Source organism: Streptomyces sp. NBC_00250, assembly GCF_036192275.1.
GTDB lineage: Bacteria > Actinomycetota > Actinomycetes > Streptomycetales > Streptomycetaceae > Streptomyces.
Map to the genome: position 1 here is coordinate 1568256 of NZ_CP108088.1, position 19811 is coordinate 1588066.

The window sequence follows — 19811 nt, forward strand, 5'->3', positions numbered from 1 at the left end:
TGCGACTACCTCCCGCCCCTGGGCGCCCCGTTGAGCTTCGCGTCCAGGGTGATCGCCGCGTCGATCAGGGCCAGGTGTGTGAAAGCCTGCGGGAAATTGCCCAGCTGGCGTCCCGTCAGGGCGATCTCCTCGGAGTACAGGCCCAAGTGGTTGGCGTACGTGAGCATCTTCTCCAGCACCAGCCTGGCCATGTCGGTGCGTCCGACCCTTGCCAGGGCGTCGACGTACATGAACGTACACAGAGAGAAGGTTCCCTCGGAACCGCGCAGTCCGTCGGGTGACGCCTCGGGGTTGTAGCGGTAGACCAGGCTGTCGCTGACCAGCTCACGCTCCATCGCGTCCAGGGTGGACTTCCACATCGGATCGCCCGGCGTGATGAACCCGACCGTCGGCATGCGCAGCAAGGACGAGTCGAGGACGTCGTCACCGTAATGCTGCACGAAGGCCTGCTTCTGCGGGTCCCATCCCCGGCTGAGCACCTGCGCGTAGATCTCGTCGCGCGCGCCCACCCAGCGGCCGCCGGCCGCGGGACGGCCGTCGTCATAGGCGATCCGCAGGGCGCGGTCGAAGGCCACCCAGGACATCACCCGGCCGTACGTGAAGTCCTTCCGGCCGCCCCGGGTCTCCCACAGCCCTTCTCCGGGCTGATCCCAGTGGTCGACCAGCCAGTCGAGCAGAGTGTGCAGCGCCTTCCAGCCCCCGTTGTCGAGGTGCATTCCGTGCCGGTGCGCGAAGTAGATGCTGTCGAGCGCTTCGCCGTAGATGTCCAGTTGCAGCTGGGTCGCCGCTCCGTTGCCGATGCGGACGGGGGCGGAGCCGCAGTACCCCTCCCAGTGTTCCAGGGTCTCCTCGACCAGGTCGGAGGAGCCGTCGACGCGGTACATGATGTTCAGTGGTCCGGTGCCGTTTCCCTCGCCGGCCTTCTCCTTGACGCGGTCGTGCAGCCAGCCGATGAACGCCTTCGCCTCTTCCTTGAAACCCAGGCCCAGCAAGGCGTACACCGAGAACGAGGCATCACGGATCCAGGTGAACCGGTAGTCCCAGTTGCGCTCCCCGCCCAACTGCTCGGGCAGCGCCGCCGTGGGGGCGGCCACCAGAGCGCCGGTCGGTGCGTAGGTCATGAGCTTCAGCGTCACGGCCGAACGTTCCACCGCCTCCCGCCAACGGCCCGAGTAGGTGGACTGGCCCAGCCAGGAACGCCAGAAGCGGACCGTCTCGTCGAAGAGCTGCTCGAACTCCGCCACTCGGACCTCGTGCGGCGGCCCGCCGGGGGACGACTCCATGATCAGGCCACGCTGCTGGCCCGCCTGCAGAGTCAGACGGAAACGCAGGTCCTTGTCACCGGAGAGGATGGTCAGCAGTCGGTCGTCCTGCGGCTCACGGACGGCGTGGACGGCGAGGTTCATGTCCTCCGAAGTGAACAAGGCCCCGTGCTCCGAGATGTGCAGCTCGTGCGGCTTGCGGCCGTAGTCGAAGCGCGGAGCGATCTCCCCTTCGAAGGTCATGCTGCCCCGCACACAGCGCAGCATGCGGACCAGACGATGCCGGTCCGTCGCCGTCGTGCCGGTCACCGGCATGAAGTCGACCACCTCGCCCGCCCCGGCCTCGGTCATGAAACGCGTCACCAGAACGGCGGTGTCCGGGTGGTAGAGCTGCCTGGTGGTGAAGGAACCCGCGGCCGGCCTGACCGTGAAATGGCCGCCGTCCCGCCGGTCGAGCAGAGCGCCGAAGACACTGGGCGAATCGAAGCGCGGACAGCAGAACCAGTCGATCGTCGCATCGGTTGTCACGAGGGCCGCGGTCTGCAGATCACCGATCAGACCGTGGTTCTCGATCAGGGGGTAGTCGTCCATCTTGAGCCCCTTTCGGCCCCCGCAGACAACCATCGGGCACCGTGACGCGGCGCCCGATGGTGGTCCAGGCACCATTCGGCCAGCTTAGGCCGACGGTGTCGTCCCGTCCTGGCGAGCCGGTGGCACCGGGCGACGACGACTGCTCTCCCGCTGCGCCGTCCCCAGAAGGGCTCTACCGTGAGGTGGCAGTGCTCCCGCTCAGGCCCGCGGCCCCGTGTGCCTCATGAGCACCGGACTCCTCCGGGTGAAGGAGGCGTGACGTGGGTGTCCTGACGTCCTGGGCAGCCAGATTCAGGCTGCGGCAATACGTCAAGGCAAGCCTGTGGATCGTGCCGTTGTTCGGTCTCGTCCTCGGCGTCCTGCTCGCTGAGCTCGCCCTCGCGGCCGACGGTGCGGACTGGCCGAGCGGCTGGCACTACTCCGCCACGACGGCGAGCGGTGTGCTCTCCGCCATCGTGGGGGCGATGGTGGCGTTGCTCGGATTCGTCGTCACCATCGGCGTGCTCGTCGTGCAGCAGGCGACGGGAACCCTCTCCCCTCGCTATATGCGCCTGTGGTACCGGGACCGGCTGCAGAAAGCGGTGCTGGCGACCTTCACCGGGACGTTCGCGTTCGCGTTCTCCTTGCTGCGCAGCGTCGAAACCGACTCCGTCCCCGACGTCGGGGTCACCCTGGCCGGCGTGGCGGTGTCCGTCAGCCTCGTGCTCCTGCTCATCTACCTCAACCGGTTCACCCACAGCCTCAGACCGGTGGCCATCGCCGATCTGGTCACCCGCATGGGAGAGGCCGTCTTCACGAGCGGGGCAGCGGCGATCCGGGACGCGGCGCCACGCGGAGACGGGAACGTGTCGTCCGACGGTCCGGTGCTACGCCTGCGTACCGGGCGCGGTGGAGCCATCCAGGCGTTCAACGTGGCCGGGCTGATCGCGGAGGCGGCGCGCCACGACTGCGTCTTCGTAGTACCCCGGCTGATCGGCGACTTCGTACCGCCCGGCACTGTCCTCATCGAGGTCCACGGGGGCACGTCGAAACCGGACCCGGACCGGGTGACCGCCCTCGTCGCCCTCGGGGCCGAGCGGACCATCGAGCAGGACCCGGCCTTCGCCCTGAGAATCCTCGTCGACATCGCCATCAGGGCCCTCTCCCCAGCGGTGAACGACCCCACGACCGCGGTGCAGGTGATCAACTACATCGAGTCCTTCCTGCACACGGTCGGCAGCACACACCTCGCAGGTCGTTATGTGCTGGCCGATCGCCATGAGCACGCCCGGCTCGTGCTCCCGGGGCGTGACTGGGAGAACTTCCTTCAGCTCGCCGTGTGCGAGATCCGCGAGTACGGCGGGTCGTCCATGCAGGTCTGCCGTCGGCTCCGCGCCATGCTCGAGGGCCTGCTCGACACCCTGCCGCCGTCCCAGCACGCCGCTGTGCGAGCGGAGCTCAGCCTGCTGCAGGAGGCGATCGAGCGAGAGTTCACCGACCCGGCCCGCCGGGCCATCGCGCAACAGCCCGACCACCAGGGCATCGGTGGGCGGTACCCCTCTTAGGGGGATGCACGGGTCGCCAGGACGTAGGCACAGGCGCAGGCGCAGGCGCAGGCGAGGGGACCGGTCTCGGGCCCTGGGCCTGGCCGGCACCGCCGCACTGGACAGCGTGAACGCGGCGGGTCCGCAGGAGGGCGAGACCGTGCTGGTCTCCGGCAACGCCGTCTCCGGTGCGCTGCACGTAGCGGTCACCGCCACCTACCCGCTGGAGCAGGCCCCGACGCGTTCTCGGCCTTCGGCTCCGGAGCACTCGGCAAGCTCGCCATCAACTGTGCCTGGACCGCACCCGCCCGCACCACGGAAGAGATCTGGTCGTGCCCACTCTCGCCATCGCCGGCGCTCGCGATACGCGACAACGAGCACGTCACCTGGTCCGGCCGCCACCGCGCCGCACTCGACCACCTCCCAGTCCCGCCCCGCCGGGCAGGCCGTCGGACACGCACCCGACACCCTCAATTTGGGCCTCACCAGCCACTTCTACGTGGGCAAGACACCCCAGGGCGCCCGGCGAGGACCTGTATCCGTACTACCGGGAGTACCTGCGGCCCAGGACCCCGGGCGGACGTGGCTGGCTCATCGGCCCCGACGAATTCCAGGCCGTCTCAAGCCCGTTCGGCGCACTCATGACCAGCAGCACCCAGGAAGTCATCGACAAGATCCTCACCGAACACGAACTCCTCGGAACCAGCCGCTTCATGGGCCAGATCGACCTCGGCGGCATGCCCACACACCTGGTCGACGACTCCATCGAACTCCTGGCCACCGAAGTCGCCCCCCGCCATCCGCAAGGAAACGCGACCGCAGAGTCAGTCCTGGAGGCACCTCTGAGCAGTGTTTGCCGATGGACACAGCCCAGTTGACAGGACACCGCTGCGCCACCAGCAGCCACTGGACCGGCCCAGACATCTGACCTGCGGTTCTGTCATCTGTGGCGCACATTGACCTGGTCAAGGTGCGCCAAAGGTCCAATCAAGGGGGGTTGGTCCCCAACTGGTCCCCAGAAACGATCAAAAGGCCGTATCGAATCTCTCCGATACGGCCTCTGACCTGCGACTCTTTCGAGTCGGGACGACAGGATTTGAACCTGCGACCCCTTGACCCCCAGTCAAGTGCGCTACCAAGCTGCGCCACGTCCCGATGCGCGTCTCCGTGGGGCTGGCCCCACGTCGTCGTGCAGGGAAAACATTACCTCACTCCGGAGGGTGGGTTGACGCACGTGCTGTCACCGCGCCGCAGGTGGCGGCCAGGGACCTCGCCTCGGCGAGGGTGGCGGCCGAGCCCGTCGCGTGGGCGAGGTCCAGACGGGCGCGGGACTCCTCGTAGCGGGAGGGTGAGGCGGCCAGGTGGGCGACGGCTCGGGTGAGGAGGCGGCGGCGCTCGGGCGGGGTGGCGAAGAGGGACAGGCAGCGGAGGGCTTCGCCCCGGGCGGTGGGGGTGCCGAGGGTTTCGGCGTGGGCGTGGGCCTCGGTGGCGATCCGGGCCGCGCGGTCCGGGTCCGTCTCCGCGAGGGCGCGCGCCAGGTCGAAGGGCCAGGGGGCCCAGACGCCGTGGTGCCGGCCGCGGACGGTCAGCGCCTCGGCCGCCGCTTCCAGCGTGCCGACCGCCTCCTCGCGCCGGCCCTCGGCGAGCAGGAGCCGGCCCAGGACGCTGGGGCCGTCGGGCAGCACGATGGCGCCCGGCCAGGGCGGGCCGAAGCGGTAGCGGTCGGCGACGTTCCGGGCCTCCGCGGTACGGCCCCGGGCGAGCAGAGTGTCGACCAGGAGGCAGGCCGTGTCCCAGTGGACGGGGAGCCCGGTGCCGACCCGGTCGGCCAGGCGGAGTCCCTCCTCCAGGTGGTGCTGCGCCCGGGGCAGGTTTCCGCGCCTCCGGTGGGCCAGGCCCAGGAGGGTGTGGGCGAAGGCCAGGTGGGCACCGCTCCAGCCGGAGATCTCGAAGGCCCGGACCGCCTCGCCGAAGAGGGCCTCGGCCCGGTCGGGACGGTCGGCGAACGCGTACGCGATGCCGGTGAGCGCCGGTATCTCGAAGCCCCAGGAAGTGTCGGTCCAGCCCAGCCCCCGGGCGGGTGCGCCGTCGGCGAGGGCCCGGTCGCAGAGCCGTACGACCTCGGCGGCGGGTTCGCCGCGGAGCATCGCGTCGAAGGCGCGGACGGCGAGCAGGGCCCGCTCGGAGTTGTCGGCGCCGGTGAAGTCCGCGGTGAGTTCGGTGAGGCGGCGGGAGCGGCCCGGGCCGTCCTCCTCGGCGGCCTGGAACCCCTCGTACATGAAGTGCGCGGCCTGGAGGCGCCGTCGGCCGGTGCCGGGCGGGGTCCGGGCGGCCTCGGCCGCGACGGTCCTCGCGGCCTCCTGAAGCTGGTTGCTGTGGGCGAGGACCTGGGCGAGCCGGTAGGTGGCGTCGATGCGGAGGGTGTCGTCGAGGCCGGGCAGGTCGAGCGCGGAGCGCAGATGGCGGACGGTGGCGGCGGGCGCGGTGAGCAGGGACGCGCAGCCCAGTTCGTACAGGACGGTGGCGTACGTCTCGGGGCCCGGCGGCTCCGCGAGGGCCCGGCCCAGGCAGCGGCGAGCCGCGTCGGGGGCTCCGACGGCGAGGTGCTCGACGGCGGCGGCGCGCAGCCGTCGCACGACGTCCTCGTCGTCGTCCGGGTGCACTTCGCGGAGGTGCCGGGAGGCGGCGGCCGGTCCGTGGCCCGCCTCGCCGAGCGCCCAGGCGGCGCGCCCGTGCAGGGCGGTCCGCACGGCCGGGGACACCGATCCGTACACGGCGGTCGCGATGAGCGGGTGCGCGAACTCCAGGGGGCCGGTGGGTCCGGCTTCGGCCGGTGAGGCCGCGTGGTGCGGCGCGGTCACGATTCTGGCCCGGCGGAGGCGGTCGGTGTGGTCGGCCACCTCGTTCGGGGTCATCCCCGTGAGCGTCGCCAGGAGTTGCGGTGTGCTGTCCGCGCCGAGGACGGCGACCGCCCAGGCGAGGCGGGTCGGACCGGCACCGAGCGCCTCCAGGCGGGCGACGAGGCCTCCGCCGCGCGTTCCCGCGCCGAGGTCGCGGAGGAGGGCGGCGGATCCGGCGACGGGTTCGACCATCCGGTCGCGGGCCTTGGCGAGCAGCTCGACCGTCTCGTACGGGTTCCCCGAGGTCACCGTCCACAGTTCGTGGCAGAACGGTTCGTCCGCGTGCTCACCGAGCGCGTCGCGGGCCAGTACGGCGGTGGAGTCGGCCGTGAGGGCGTGCAGGCCCAGGGTCAGGACGGCGCGGTCGCCGAGCGAGGCGAGGGTGGCGGCCACTCCGGAGGCACGGGGGTCACGCGATTCGAGCGGGTCACGCGGCTCACGCCGGTCCTGCGGGTCACGCGGGTCCCGCGGCTCACGCCGGTCACCCGGGTCACGCCGGTCACCCGGTTCGCCCCGTTCGCCCCGTTCGCCCGGAGGGCTCGGCTCGTTCGGCAGCGGGCGGTGGGCCAGGACGATCAGGGCGGGGAGGTCTCCGTCCCGACCGGTCCGGGTGTAGGCGTCGAGCCACGCCAGGGATTCCGCGTCGGCCCACTGGGCGTCGTCGACGAGCAGCACCGGAGGCCGGTCCCTCAGCAGTTCGGCGAGGCCGTCCAGGAGGCGGACGAGTCCGTCCCGTACGCCCTGCGGGTCGGCGGGCGCGGCCGGGGACGGGGGCGGCGGTGCGAGCCCGAGCGCGGGGGCGAGGAGGTCGAAGTGGTCGTGGAGGAGGTCGCGGACCGCCGCGACGCCGAGGCCGTCGAGGGCGGGCTGGAGGAGCTGGCGGGTCAGGTGGAAGGGGACCGAGGTGAGCGTCTCGCCGCCTCGGGCGGTCAGGACGGTGCACCGCCCCCGGGCGGAGCGGCCGATCTCGGCGAGGAGCGCGGTCTTGCCGATGCCCGGCTCTCCCCGGTAGACGAGGATGCCACCGCCGTACGCGGATCCGTCGGCGGCACGCCTCTCGGCGGGCCCGGCCACGGACCCGGCCACGAGACCGTCGACGGCGTGGGCGGCCGCGGCGAGTTCCGGTTCGCGTTCGAGGAGGTTCCCTCGCGGCGGGCCGCTGGAGGGCTCCGTGCGCCCTGGAACGGAAGCCGTCTTCAACGGCCGTGCGCGCGGCGGCTGTTCGGGTTCCGACGGCACCGGTGACTCACTCTCCCCACAAGAGCTGCTGTCATGACCTGCCCGCGCGACCCACGCGGACCCGGGGTGCGCCGGACCGACGAGCCTAGCGGTCCCGATCGTCGCGGGGGCGACAATGGACGGGTGAACCGGACAGCGAGTGACCGTGGCAGGGACCGTGACGAGGAGGGGCGGGCCCGCAGCGCGCGCCCCCGCGACGGGCTCGGCCGGCCGCTGCCGTACGGGGCGGAGGGCGTGCCCCGGCAGCCCGAGGGGGTCGTGCGCGGCCCCGACGAGACCCTGCGGGAGGCCCAGCGGCTGCTCGACGCCGGGATGCCCTTCCACGCGCACGAAGTCTTCGAGGACGCCTGGAAGTCCGGCCCGGAGTCGGAGCGGGACCTGTGGCAGGGCCTCGCGCAGCTCGCCGTGGGCCTGACGCACGCCGCCCGTGGCAACGCGGCGGGCGGGGCGCGGCTGCTGCGCCGTGGCGCCGAGCGGCTCGCGGGCGGGCCGGGGAGCGTGTCGGCCGCCGCCGCGTACGGGATCGACGCCGCCGGACTCGTGGCGTGGGCACGGGAGTTGGCCGGCCGCGCGGAAGGCGCCCCTACGGGAGCGGCGGGCGAGCCGGCGGTGGTCGACGCGGCCACCGAGGCGCCGAGGCTGCGGGGGGACCTGTCCTGACGGCTACGCCCCCGGCCGTCGGTCCAGCTCCCGCCGCAGTACCGACGTGTGGCTGACCGACGGTTCCTTGGCGGCCGTCAGGAGAGTGATCGTCCCCTTCGCCGCGAGCCCTCTCAGACGGTCGAGGGCCGCCGCGGCCTCGGGGACGGCGAGTTCGGCCTCGTACCGGCGGCAGAACTCCTCGTACTCGCCCTCGGTCCCGTGGTACCAGCGGCGGAGTTCCGTGGACGGGGTGAGCGCCTTGGGCCATTCGTCGATGTGGGCGTCGGTCTTGGCGAGTCCGCGCGGCCAGAGCCGGTCGACGAGGACGCGTACGCCGTCGTCGGGCGAGGGGGTCTCGTAGATGCGGCGGACGCGGACGCGAGGGGCGGACCGGGCGGGCTGGGTGGGTTCTGCGGGCATGGTTCAAGCCTGACGGACCGGCCCGCGACTCACCCCTCGACGCGCAGCGCCGGAAGGAGGACGGCGTCGACGAAGGTCCGCATGGTCGAGACGTCCGTGAAGCGGTCCTCGAAGAGCCGCTCGATGCGGAGCATGCCCAGGAAGCAGGGGGCGACGAAGCCGATCGCGGGGTTGTCGGCGTCGATCTCGCCGCGCGCGACGCCGCGTGCCACGACCGCGTCGATGGCCGCGATCTCGGGGGCGATGACGGTCTCGCGGAGTGCGGCGCGCAGGTCGGGGTGCTGGATGAAGGCCTGGGCGACGGCCTCCATGAGTTCGGCGTCGCGTTCGCGGTGGGAGGCGGCGATCCGGCCCGCCTCGCGCAGGTCACCGGCGAGGGTGCCGGTGTCGATGCCGGTGAAGACGGTGCAGCGGCGCTGGGCGAGCGCGGCGGTGACGAGCTGCGGTTTGGTGCCCCACTGCCGGTAGAGGGTGGCCTTGCCGCACTTGGTGCGGGCCGCGACGCCCTCCATGGTCACGGAGTCGTAGCCGCCCTCGCGCAGGAGGCAGAGGACGGCGTCGTAGAGCTCCGTCTCGCGCTCCGGCGTGATCTTGCTGCGACGGGCGGCGGCGGTGGCGGCCTCTGTGGACGCGGACGTGGACGTGGACATCGATCCCTCCAGGACACCTCTGTCTCTGCACATACGAGAGTAGGGGGTGCACAATCGAGACGCAAACGTATCGAGACGCTTGCGTCTCGATGAATTCGGATCTAGGCTCACTCCGTTTGTTGGCGATTTGACTGATTAGAGGGCCGCACGATGGTTGGCGGGACACGCGGGATACGAGGACCTCGTCCTGCAGGACCGGGGATGACGCCCACCCCCGGCGCCGCCGGACTCGACGAACACGGGGCCGGGGACGGGAACGGCGAGGGGGACGGCGGCGAGACCGCCAGACCGCCCCTCCTGCGCGAGCTCGCGCTCGTCACCACGCTGTTCCTCGTCTACAAGTTCGGCCGGCTCTTCGCCAACGGCCACGAGACCCGCGCCTTCCGGAACGCCGACCGCGTCTGGGACGCCGAGCGCGCGATCCACCTGCCGGGCGAGGGAACGATCCAGCAGCTGCTCCTGCACGGCGAACCGCTGATCCGGACCGCGAACACGTACTACGCGGCCGTGCACTTCCCGGCCACGCTCGCCTTCCTCGTCTGGCTGTACCTGCGCCGCCCCGCCCACTACGTGTGGTCGCGCCGCGTCCTCGCGCTCGTCACCGCCGCCGCGCTCGCGCTGCACCTGCTGATGCCGCTCGCGCCGCCCCGGATGCTCGCCGCCAGCGGACTCGTCGACACCGCCCGGGTCTACGGGCCCTCGGCGTACGGGGCGACGCCGGAGACGGACTCGATGGCGAACCAGTTCGCGGCCATGCCGTCCCTGCACTTCGGCTGGGCCCTGATGGTCGCGATCGGGCTGATCGCCGCCACCCGGTCCCGCTGGCGCGTCCTGTGGCTGCTGCACCCGCTGCTCACCCTGATCGTCATCGTCGGCACCGCCAACCACTACTGGTTCGACGCGCTCGCCGCCGCCGCGATCCTCGGCCTCGCCCTGCTCGCCGTCCGCGCCCCCGGCCGCCGGACGGCGCCGCCACCCGTACCCCGCACGCTCGGTACGGCCCCTCTTCCGGTCGGAGCCCTCCGATGAACCCCGCCACCGGCACCGTCGTCGCGGTGCTCCTCTCCCTCGTCTCCGCCGCCGGATACGCGCTCGCCGCCGTCGCCCAGTCCCGGCTCGCCGCCGCCTCCCCCGTCCAGGACGGGCGCGGGGCGCTGCGCGCGCTGCTGGCCCGTGGCCAGTGGTGGTCGGCGGTCGGCCTCAACGCCGCCGGAGCCCTCGCCCATGTGGCCGCCCTGCACTACGGACCGCTGACCCTGGTCCAGCCGCTCGGCGCGCTGACCCTGGTGGCGGCGCTGCCGCTCGGCGCGTACGCCGCACGGCGACGGGTGACCCGCACCGAGTGGCGCGGGGCGCTGTGGACCCTGGCCGGCCTCGTCGGCCTGGTCGCCGTGACCGGTCCCACCGCGCCGGGTGAGGCGCTGAGCCTGCGCGAGTCCCTGGTCGTCGCCGCGGCGACGGCGCTGCTCATCGCCGCGCTCGCCTCGGGCCGGCACACCTCCAAGGGGCGGGCCCCTCGCGGTCTCGGGCACGCCACGGCCTCCGGGATCGCCTCGGGCGTCGCCTCCGCGCTCACCCAGACGCTGACGGCCGCGCTCGCGCTCGAACTCCCGGGCGGCAAGCCGACCTGGTGGCAGACCGCGCTGCTCGCGGTGCTCATCTCCGCCTTCGCGACGGGTGGTCTGCTGCTCTCCCAGGCCGCCTACCGGGGCGGCCTCGCGGCGCCGCTCGCCGTGGTCAACCTCTCCAACCCGGCGGCGGCCGCGGTGATCGGCGTGGCGCTGCTCGGCGAGACGTTCCGCGCGGGCGCGTGGGGCTGGCTGGTCGCGGCCGGCGCGTCACTGGTCGCGGCGCGGGGTGTGGTGCTGCTGACGAAGGGGGGCTCCCCCGAGGCCGCTCCGGTGGCGGAGTCCGTGGCCGTGCCCCTGGCCACGCCTGTGGAGTCCACGCCCGCACGGGGAGCGTGGGAGCTCCAGGCAGTCCCGTCTCCCCGCGTCCCCGACCTCGGAGCGCGGGGTCGGGAGCAGGAGATGACCTTGAATTCGTCATCTTGACGACAATCAAGGAGACCCCCTATCGTCAACATGACGACAAGGGGGTTTCTTCATGGCCGACATCACCCGGCGGGCAGGCTGGCGCCATCTGCGCTCCGCGCCCACCGCGCACATCCGCCACCAGCGCCGAGGCAGGCTCGTGCACGACGGCGAAGGCCTGAGCTTCTGGTTCCGGCCGCTCACCGCAGCGCTCTCCGAGGTACCGGTGAACGACCGCGAACTGGCCATGGCCTTCCACGCGCGTACCGCCGACTTCCAGGACGTCAGCGTCCAGTCCACCGTCACGTACCGGATCGGCGACCCGGCCGCCGCCGCCACCAGGCTCGACTTCTCCATCGACCCCGACACGGGCGCGTGGCGCGGCACTCCGCTGGAGCAGATCGCCACCCTCCTCACCGAGACCGCCCAGCAGCACGCCCTCGACGTCCTCGCCCGCACCGCGCTCGCCGAGGCGCTCGTCGACGGCGTGGCGGCGGTACGGGACCGCGTCACGGCCGGGCTCGCGGCCGAGCCCCGGCTGCCGGCCACCGGCATCGAGGTCGTCGCCGTCCGGGTGGTCGCGATCCGGCCCGAGCCCGAGGTCGAGCGCGCCCTGCGCACCCCCGCCCGCGAGCAGATCCAGCAGGAGGCCGACCGGGCGACGTACGAGCGCCGCGCGGTCGCCGTCGAACGCGAGCGCACCATCGCGGAGAACGAGCTCGCCAGCAAGATCGAGCTGGCCCGCCAGGAGGAGCGGCTCGTCGAGCAGCGCGGTACCAACGCGCGCCGCGAGGCGGAGGAGAACGCCGCAGCCGACGCCGTACGGGCCGAGGCCGAGGCCGTGCGGAAGGTCCGCCTCGCACGGGCCGAGGCGGAGGCGGCGCGCGAGGTCGGCGAGGCGCGCGCCGGGGCGCAGTCCGAGTGGCTGCGGGCGCACGCCGAGGTGGAACCGGCCACCCTGCACGCCCTCGCCGTGACCCGCGCCGCCGAGAACCTGCCCCGGATCGAGCACCTGACGCTCTCGCCGGACGTCCTGACGGGGCTGCTCGCCAAGCTGGGCGAGGGCGGGGCCCGGTCGTGAGCCTCGCGCCGCGCGCGGTGCTCGTGCACCGGACCACGGAGTACGAGGAGCTGCTCGCCCGGCACGGTACGCACGGCCAGGCCGCGTTCTTCCTCTCCGCGCGCGGCCGGTCCGTCGACGCCGTTCGCGAGCGGCACGAGCGCACCCACCGGGCGCTGGCCGAGGTGGCGGGCGCGGTGCCGCTGACGTGGCGGCAGACCCGGGTGGAACGCGCCGATCTGGACCGGTTCCTGTTCGGGCCCGAGGACGTGGTCGTGGTGGTCGGCCAGGACGGTCTGGTCGCCAACGCGGCGAAGTACCTCACCGGGCAGCCGGTCATCGGGATCGACGCCGATCCGGGGCGCAATCCGGGCGTTCTGGTCCGCCACCGGGCGGACCGGGCGCGACGGCTCCTGCCGTACGCGGCGGGGGCAGGGGCGGCGGTCGACGAGCTGACGATGGTGGAGGCCGTCACCGACGACGCGCAGCGGCTCCTGGCGCTGAACGAGATCTACGTCGGGCCGCGCGGCCATCAGACCGCCCGGTACACGCTGGACCTCGACGCGACGGAGCCGGCGCCCGAGGCCCAGGCCTCCTCGGGCGTCCTGGTCGGCACCGGCACCGGGGCCACGGGCTGGCTGCGGTCCCTGTGGGAGCAGCGCTCCAGCGCGCTCGCCCTGCCCGCCCCGGCGGATGCCCGGCTCGCCTGGTTCGTCCGCGAGGCCTGGCCGTCGCCGGCCACCGGCACGAGCCGGGTCGAGGGGCTCCTCGACCCGGGCCAGGGGCTGTGTCTCACCGTCGAGTCGGACCGTCTGGTGGCCTTCGGCGACGGCGTCGAGTCGGACGCGCTGGAGCTGACGTGGGGTCAGACCGTCCGGCTCACGGTGGCCGGCCCGCGCCTCCGTCTCGTCCACTGACCGAGGGCTCCCCCGCCGCGGAGTCCGCGGCCGGAATCGATCGGCCGCGGGCGGGCCCGGTCACGGGTGGCGCTATGCTCGCCGCGCTTTGCCCGGTTTTTCGCAGGGGTTCTGTCCGCGTTTCAGACAGTTCCTCACTTCGAGACGTCGAGCGTCCGCCCGCCCCGGCTGTTGAAGGAATCCCATGGTCTCCGCCTCCTCCGGCCCGCTGTCCGTCTCCCCCGCCACGGAGCGGGACTGGGCGCTGGTGCGTTCCTGGGCGGCCGAGGAGGGATGGAATCCCGGGCTCTCGGACGCCGGGGCGTTCTTCGCGCAGGACCCCCGGGGCTTCTTCCTCGGCCGGGTCGACGGAGAGCCGGTCTCCGCCGTCTCGGTGGTCACGTACGACGACGCGTACGCGTTCCTCGGCTTCTATCTCGTACGCCCCGAGCTCCGCGGCCTCGGTCACGGTCTGGCCACCTGGCGGGCGGCGCTCGCCCATGCCGGGGACCGGTCCGTCGGGCTGGACGGGGTGCCGTCGCAGCAGGACAACTACCGGCGCTCCGGCTTCACGACGGCGTACCGCACGGCGCGTTACGTGGGCGAGGTCCCCGCGCCCGACCGCCCGGTGTCGGGTGTCGTGCCGGCCGGGTCCGTCGACCCCGCCGCCCTCGCCGCGTACGACAGCGCCTGCCATCACGCCGACCGGCCGCGCTTCCTCGCCGCCTGGCTGACCACGCCCGGCCATCGTGCGCTGGTCCGGATCGTCGACGGGCGTCCGACCGGGTACGGGGTGGTCCGCCCGGCCCAGGACGAGGCGCGGGTGGGGCCGCTGTTCGCGGACGGCCCGGCCGACGCGGCCGCGCTGCTCGACGCGCTGGCCGCGGAGGCGCGGGAGTTCGGCTCGGCGCGGATCGCGGTCGACATGCCGGAGTCGAATCCGGCGGCGGCCCGGCTGGCCGAGGAGCGGGGCCTCCAGCCGACGTTCGAGACGGCCAGGATGTACACGGGCCCGGTCCGTCCGGTGGCGCGCGAGCGCGTGTACGGCGTCACGACGCTCGAACTCGGCTGAGTCCACGCCGTCCCGCGTCGCATCCTCCGCGCGACGCCCGCACACCGTCCAGGCCTCTCCACGGCGGCCACGGGGACGGCGCCGGACTCGGCGCGGGGCCGCCCGTCGACCCGCCTGGCCGTGCCGCCTCGGCAGGTGTGTACCTTTGCCGCTGAGCAGGTACGTACCTTCCCGCCGAGCCGGGCCCGCTTTCCCCGCTCAGAGTGCGCGTGACGCGGCGTCGGTTTCTCACCCGGGCACCCCGCGCCGCACCCCCGGTCGCACCTCCCCTCACCGACCCCCCGCCGGCCCGTGAGGGGTGACAAGGGTTTTCCCCGTATCGGGTTCACCCCCCCGTTCCCTACTGTCCTCCGCACCGGCAGATATCATCCCCCGACCGCACCACTGACAGGTGCATGCGGAGGGTGGCATCCGTCGGTGACGGCCTTGACCCGGGCCGTCGCGCCGGTGGCGGCGCACGGGCCCCCCAGCCCAGGGAATGCCGGACGCGACCCCACTTCGCCCCGTGTGTCCCGCGCCGCCGCCACTGCTCCGCAGCTACGTCGTACTCGAAAGGGCCACACCTTGAACGGTTCCAGGCGGAGAGTCATATCCGTGGTCGCGAGCGCCGCGATCCTCGGCGCCGCTGCCACGACCGGGGCGATCGCCGCCGCCCCGGGCGCTGCCACCCCGAAGCCCGCACCGGCTTCGCAGACCATGCGGGCGCTCCCCAGCGCCCCGGTCGAGAAGGTCATCGTCACCTACAAGAGCAAGGCCGCCGAGGCCGGCTCCAACACCGCCGCGAAGAGCGACACGGCCGAGAAGGCCGCGAAGACGGGCGAGAAGCTCTCCTTCGAGCGTCGCCTCGCCGGCGGTGGCGCCCTGGTCGACCTGGGCGACAGCGCCACCAAGCAGGACCTGACGGAGGTCATGGACGCGTTCCGCGCCGACCCGTCCGTCGCCTCCGTCGAGCCCGACATCCGCGCCTACGCGATGGCGGTCACGCCGAACGACACCGACTACGCCAAGCAGTGGGACCTCTTCGAGCCCACCGGCGGCATGAACGTTCCTGCGGCCTGGGACAAGACGACCGGCTCCGGCGTCACCGTCGCCGTCATCGACACCGGCTACGCGGCCCACTCGGACCTGGCGACCAACGTCGTCTCCGGTTACGACTTCATCTCCACCTCCGCCGACGCCCGCGACGGCAACGGCCGTGACGCGGACTCCAAGGACGAGGGCGACTGGAACGCCACCGCCGGCGAGTGCGGCGCCGGCTCCACGGCGTCCAACTCCTCCTGGCACGGCACCCACGTGGCCGGCACCATCGCCGCCGTCACGAACAACACCAAGGGCATCGCGGGCATCGCGTACAACGCGAAGATCCAGCCCGTGCGCGTGCTCGGCAAGTGCGGCGGCTCGTCCGCCGACATCGCCGACGCGATCACCTGGGCGTCCGGCGGCTCCGTGCCGGGCGTCCCGGCCAACGCCACCCCGGCCAAGGTCATCAACCTGAGCCTGGGCGGCGCCAGCGCCACCTGCCCGAGCGTCTACCAGACCGCGATCAACGGCGCCGTCTCGCGCGGTACCACCGTCGTCGTCGCCGCGGGCAACAGCAACGCCAACGCCTCCGGATTCACCCCCGCGAACTGCGCGAACGTCATCAACGTGGCGTCCACCAGCCGTGAGGGCAACCGGTCGTACTACTCCAACTTCGGCGCCATCGTGGACGTGGCCGCGCCCGGCGGCGAGACCCGTCGCTCGACCGACACGCCCGGCACCGTCACCACCCCCGAGAACGGCATCTACTCCACGCTGAACTCGGGCGCGACGACCCAGTCGGCCGAGAACTACAAGCCCTACCAGGGCACGTCGATGGCGGCGCCGCACATCGCCGGCCTCGCCGCCCTGCTCAAGTCGGCCAAGAGCACGCTCACCCCGGCCGAGATCGAGTCCGCGATCAAGGCCAACGCCCGCCCGCTGCCCGGCACCTGCACCGGCGGCTGCGGCACCGGCATCGCCGACTCCGCGAAGACCGTCGACGCCGTCACCACCACCCCGCCGGCCGGCACCGTCTTCACCAACGCGACCAATGTGACGGTCCCGGACAACACCACCGTGTCGTCCTCGATCGCCGTCACCGGCCGCACCGGCAACGCTCCCGCCGCCCTCAAGGTCGGCGTGGACATCAAGCACACCTGGCGCGGGGACCTGGTCATCGACCTGATCGCCCCCGACGGCACGGTGCGCAACCTCAAGGCGTCCTCCTCCTCGGACAGCGCCGACAACGTACTCACCACGTACACCGTCGACGCGTCGAGCGAGGTCGCCAACGGCACCTGGAAGCTTCAGGTCCGCGATGTGGCCACGGGTGACACCGGCTACATCGACTCGTGGAGCCTGACCTTCTAAGGCACCACAGCTCCACCTCTGAACCACCCCCCACATCAGCATCATTGCTGGTCAGCGACGCGCTCGTGGTCTACACCACGGGCGCGTCCTGGCGTTCGGGGGTGCCGTCCCGCCGGGGTGCACTGTCCGTATGCCGGACAAGGGGCCTGGACTCCGCCGGTGGGCTCCGTATTCTCTGCCCACGGGGCTCATGGGCCGGGGCCCGAGCGCGCCGGAGGTGGTGGACAGTGACGACAGCTCCGTACGCCGCCCTGCGCGCGGCGATTCCGGGGGGACCCTCTGCTCCGGTGGGCCGCGAGGAACTCCTCGCCCGGCTCGAACGTGCCCTCCACCTCCGCGGCCGTGCCCTGCTCACCGGACCCGCCGGGGTCGGCAAGACCGAAGTCGCGCTCGCCGAGGCGACCCGCGCCGAGGCACGCGGCGAGACCGTGCTGTGGCTGGCGACCCTGCCGTCCGACCGCGAGATACCCGGGGCCTCGGCCGCCGCGCTCGTGGCCTCGGTGGCGGCGAGCGCGACCTGGCCGGGACTGGATTCGGCCCCGCCCGAGGCCTCCGCGGTCTTCGACGAACTGCCCGGCCCCCAGCGCACCGCCGTCGCCATGCTCTGCCGCGAGGCTCCGCTCGACGCGGGCGGCTGGGACCCGATCGCGCTCCGGCTCGGCATCGCGCAGATCCTGCGCACCCTGACCTACCGGGGCCCCGTCCTCCTCGTCGTCGACGGCGTGCAGCACGTCGACGCGGACAGCGCGGACCTGCTGCGCTTCGCCCTGCACCTGGCGCCGCCCGCGCTGCGGGTGGTGGCCGTCGAGACGCCGGAGCCGTACGGCGAGGCCGGCGAGCCCTACCGCGAACCCCACCGCCCCGACGACCCGCACGCCGCCCACCTCTGGGTGCCGTCCGAGGCGGACGTGCTGCTCGTGCCCCCGCTGCACGCCGACGAGATCGCCGAACTCCTCATCCACCACCGGCTCCCCTCCCGGATGGCCGGCCGCATCCACCGCGCCAGCGGCGGCAATCCGCGGCTCGCGCTCGCCGTGGGCCGCTCACTGGCCGACGCGCGGACCCCCGTGCACCACGCGGAGGCGCTGACACTCTCCGGGCGCGCCCGCGATCTCGCCCGCCAGCTCCTGGGCGCCGCGCCCCTCGCCGTACGCGAGACGCTGCTGCTCGCGGCCCTCGCGCTGCGTCCCTCGTCGACCCTGGTACGGAGGGCGGGGCGGCCCAACGCGGAGGCGGACCTCGCGGCGGCCGAGCGGGCGGGCCTCGTGTCGCTCTCCGAGGACGGCTCGCTGACGTTCACCGCCGGGCTGCTGCCCTCGACCCTGGTGCACGACGCCTGTTGGGCCGAGCGGAGCGCCGGGCACGCGGCCCTGGCGGAGGTCGTGGACGACCCCGTGGAGGCCGTACGGCACCGGGCGCTGGCCACCGACAGCCCGGACGAGGACCTCGCCGCCGAGGTCGCGACCGCCGCCGACCTGGCGCGGCGCCGCGGCAACAGCGCGCTCGCCGCCGAACTCGCCCTGCTGGCCGCCGAGTCGACACCCGGACGGCATGGAACCCAGCGGATCGCACGGCTCGTCGACGCCGCCGAGGAGGCGGCCCGCGCGGCCCGCGCCGACCTCGCCATGCGGGCCGCCACCGATCTGCTCGCCCGGGACGCGGTGCCCTCCGACCGGGTCAGGGCACGGCTCGCCGTACTCGACACGGCGGGGCAGGGGCTGACCGGGCTCGACGAGATGTACGTCCACGCCATGGAGGACTCCGAGGGGGACACCGCGCTGCGGGCGGCCGTACAGCTGCGACTGGCCGTCAAGTACGTGCTGGCGGACGGCGATCCGCACCGCTCGCGGACGGCGGCCGTCGAATCGGCCGCGCTCGCCGCCTCCATGGGGGATCCGCGGACGGCGGCGCAGGCGCTGACCGTGCAGGCGCGGATGGAGCGGGCCCTCGGCGCACCGGACGCGGAGGCGGTGCTCGCGCAGGCCCGCGCACTGGAGCTGGCCGAGCGCCCTCTCGGCATCCGCAACGCCGCACAGATCCTGACGATCCGTCACGCCTTGTTCGACGACCGGCTGACGGACGCCCGGGACGAACTGAACGCGCTCCTGCCCCTGGTCCAGCGGCGTGGTTCGGTGGAGGACACGATCGAGCTGTTCTCCACGCTGGCCGCCGTCGAGTCCCGCAGGGGCGCCTGCGCGGCCGCCCTCGCGCACGCGGGGCAGTCCCTCGCGCTCACCCTGGAGGCCGGCCTGTCCCCCGGCCCCGCCTGGTACACGCTGGCGCTCGCGGAGACGGCCGGCGGCAGCTTCGCGCGGGCGGCGAGCTATGCCCGGCGCAGCGTCCAGGCCTCGGAGGAGGAGGGCGACCGGGTCTTCCTCTCCCGCAGCCGGTACGCGCTCGGCCGTGTCCAGCTGATCAACGGGGACGTCGCCGCCGCCCTGGAGACGCTGCGGCGCGTCCAGGCCGACGAACGCGCCCAGTCGACCGTGGACCCGTCGATGCTGCGCTGGCACGAGGAGCTGGCCGAGGCGCTGCTCGCCCACGACGCGGGCGACGAGGCCCTGGCGCTCCTCGACGAGGTACGGCCGGTGGCGGCCCGGCTCGGCCGGTCCACGGTTCTGCTGGGCTGCGACCGGGCGTACGCCCTGTGGCTCGCGGCGGAGGGGCGGACGGACGAGGCGGCGCAGTTGCTCACCCGTACGGCCGAGGCGTTCGGTCGGGCCGGGCTTCCGCTCGAACGGGGACGGGCGCTGATCGCCCTGGCCCGGGTCGAGCGCCGCAGACGGCGCCGGTCGGCGGCGCAGAGCGCGCTGCACACGGCGGCCTCGGTGTTCGAGCGGGCCGGCGCGACCCCGTGGCTGGCCCTGGCGAGCGAGTCCCCGGCGGGGGCGGCGGGAGAGAACCCCGGGGGCGGCACCGTCAGCGAGGAGGCGCTGCCCGCTCTCTCCTCGCTCACGGAGGCGGAGCTGCGGCTCGCCCGCCTCGTGAGCCAGGGCGCCAGCAACCAGGAGGCGGCGGCGAAGCTGTACCTGAGCGTGAAGACGGTCGAGGCGCGGCTGACGCGGATCTACCAGAAGCTCGACGTCCGCTCGCGGGCGCAACTGGCGACGGCGCTCCGACCGTAGCGGCGGG

14 protein-coding genes and 1 tRNA gene are annotated in these 19811 nt (G+C 73.3%); 10 read left to right on the forward strand and 5 right to left on the reverse strand.

Annotated elements, in window-relative coordinates; all coding sequences use genetic code 11:
• Positions 1 to 5: 5 nt before the first annotated feature.
• Complete coding sequence (locus OG259_RS06850) at positions 6 to 1853, reverse strand: glycoside hydrolase family 15 protein (protein WP_328941397.1); 1848 nt, start codon at positions 1851 to 1853, stop codon at positions 6 to 8.
• Positions 1854 to 2113: 260 nt separating this feature from the next.
• Between OG259_RS06850 and OG259_RS06855 the strand changes: the two genes are divergently transcribed.
• Positions 2114 to 3397 (forward strand): DUF2254 domain-containing protein, encoded by a 1284-nt coding sequence (locus OG259_RS06855; protein ID WP_328941398.1) that lies wholly within the window; start codon positions 2114 to 2116, stop codon positions 3395 to 3397.
• Between the two features lie 620 nt (positions 3398 to 4017).
• A complete protein-coding gene (locus OG259_RS06860; protein ID WP_328941399.1) occupies positions 4018 to 4254 on the forward strand; it encodes a hypothetical protein in 237 nt (78 codons plus the stop codon).
• A 203-nt stretch (positions 4255 to 4457) separates the two neighbouring features.
• Here OG259_RS06860 and OG259_RS06865 read toward each other — a convergent pair.
• Together OG259_RS06865 and OG259_RS06870 are read right to left on the reverse strand one after the other, a co-directional pair.
• Positions 4458 to 4531: transfer RNA gene (locus tag OG259_RS06865), tRNA-Pro, on the reverse strand.
• A gap of 53 nt (positions 4532 to 4584) precedes the next feature.
• The gene (locus OG259_RS06870) at positions 4585 to 7515 is read right to left on the reverse strand and encodes an AAA family ATPase (protein ID WP_443051927.1); all 2931 of its coding nucleotides are present in this window, start codon (positions 7513 to 7515) and stop codon (positions 4585 to 4587) included.
• 123 nt (positions 7516 to 7638) lie between these two features.
• On the opposite strand from OG259_RS06870, the gene OG259_RS06875 reads away from it, so the two are divergent.
• The gene (locus OG259_RS06875; RefSeq protein WP_328941400.1) at positions 7639 to 8175 is read left to right on the forward strand and encodes a DUF309 domain-containing protein; all 537 of its coding nucleotides are present in this window, start codon (positions 7639 to 7641) and stop codon (positions 8173 to 8175) included.
• A gap of 3 nt (positions 8176 to 8178) precedes the next feature.
• Here the strand turns inward: OG259_RS06875 and OG259_RS06880 are convergent, their stop codons facing one another.
• Positions 8179 to 8577, reverse strand: a complete 399-nt coding sequence (locus tag OG259_RS06880; protein WP_328941401.1) for a DUF488 domain-containing protein — start codon at positions 8575 to 8577, stop codon at positions 8179 to 8181.
• 29 nt (positions 8578 to 8606) lie between these two features.
• Positions 8607 to 9227: a TetR/AcrR family transcriptional regulator gene (locus tag OG259_RS06885; RefSeq protein ID WP_328941402.1), complete on the reverse strand. Its 621-nt coding sequence runs from the start codon at positions 9225 to 9227 to the stop codon at positions 8607 to 8609.
• A 201-nt stretch (positions 9228 to 9428) separates the two neighbouring features.
• Between OG259_RS06885 and OG259_RS06890 the strand changes: the two genes are divergently transcribed.
• The 7 genes from OG259_RS06890 to OG259_RS06920 all read left to right on the forward strand — a co-directional run bounded on the left by OG259_RS06890 (position 9429) and on the right by OG259_RS06920 (position 19804).
• Positions 9429 to 10256: a phosphatase PAP2 family protein gene (locus OG259_RS06890; RefSeq protein WP_328941403.1), complete on the forward strand. Its 828-nt coding sequence runs from the start codon at positions 9429 to 9431 to the stop codon at positions 10254 to 10256.
• The gene (locus OG259_RS06895) at positions 10253 to 11281 is read left to right on the forward strand and encodes a DMT family transporter (RefSeq protein WP_328941404.1); all 1029 of its coding nucleotides are present in this window, start codon (positions 10253 to 10255) and stop codon (positions 11279 to 11281) included. Before OG259_RS06890 ends, OG259_RS06895 begins: the two co-directional genes overlap by 4 nt.
• A gap of 52 nt (positions 11282 to 11333) precedes the next feature.
• A complete protein-coding gene (locus OG259_RS06900) occupies positions 11334 to 12341 on the forward strand; it encodes an SPFH domain-containing protein (protein WP_266899108.1) in 1008 nt (335 codons plus the stop codon).
• Positions 12338 to 13237 (forward strand): hypothetical protein, encoded by a 900-nt coding sequence (locus tag OG259_RS06905; RefSeq protein ID WP_328941405.1) that lies wholly within the window; start codon positions 12338 to 12340, stop codon positions 13235 to 13237. The genes OG259_RS06900 and OG259_RS06905 overlap by 4 nt, the downstream gene beginning before the upstream one ends.
• A 184-nt stretch (positions 13238 to 13421) precedes the next feature.
• The gene (locus OG259_RS06910; RefSeq protein WP_328941406.1) at positions 13422 to 14288 is read left to right on the forward strand and encodes a GNAT family N-acetyltransferase; all 867 of its coding nucleotides are present in this window, start codon (positions 13422 to 13424) and stop codon (positions 14286 to 14288) included.
• Between the two features lie 696 nt (positions 14289 to 14984).
• A complete protein-coding gene (locus tag OG259_RS06915; RefSeq protein WP_328947015.1) occupies positions 14985 to 16679 on the forward strand; it encodes a S8 family serine peptidase in 1695 nt (564 codons plus the stop codon).
• A 227-nt stretch (positions 16680 to 16906) separates the two neighbouring features.
• Positions 16907 to 19804, forward strand: coding sequence for a LuxR family transcriptional regulator (locus OG259_RS06920; RefSeq protein WP_328941407.1), 2898 nt, complete (start codon positions 16907 to 16909; stop codon positions 19802 to 19804).
• Positions 19805 to 19811: the final 7 nt, after the last annotated feature.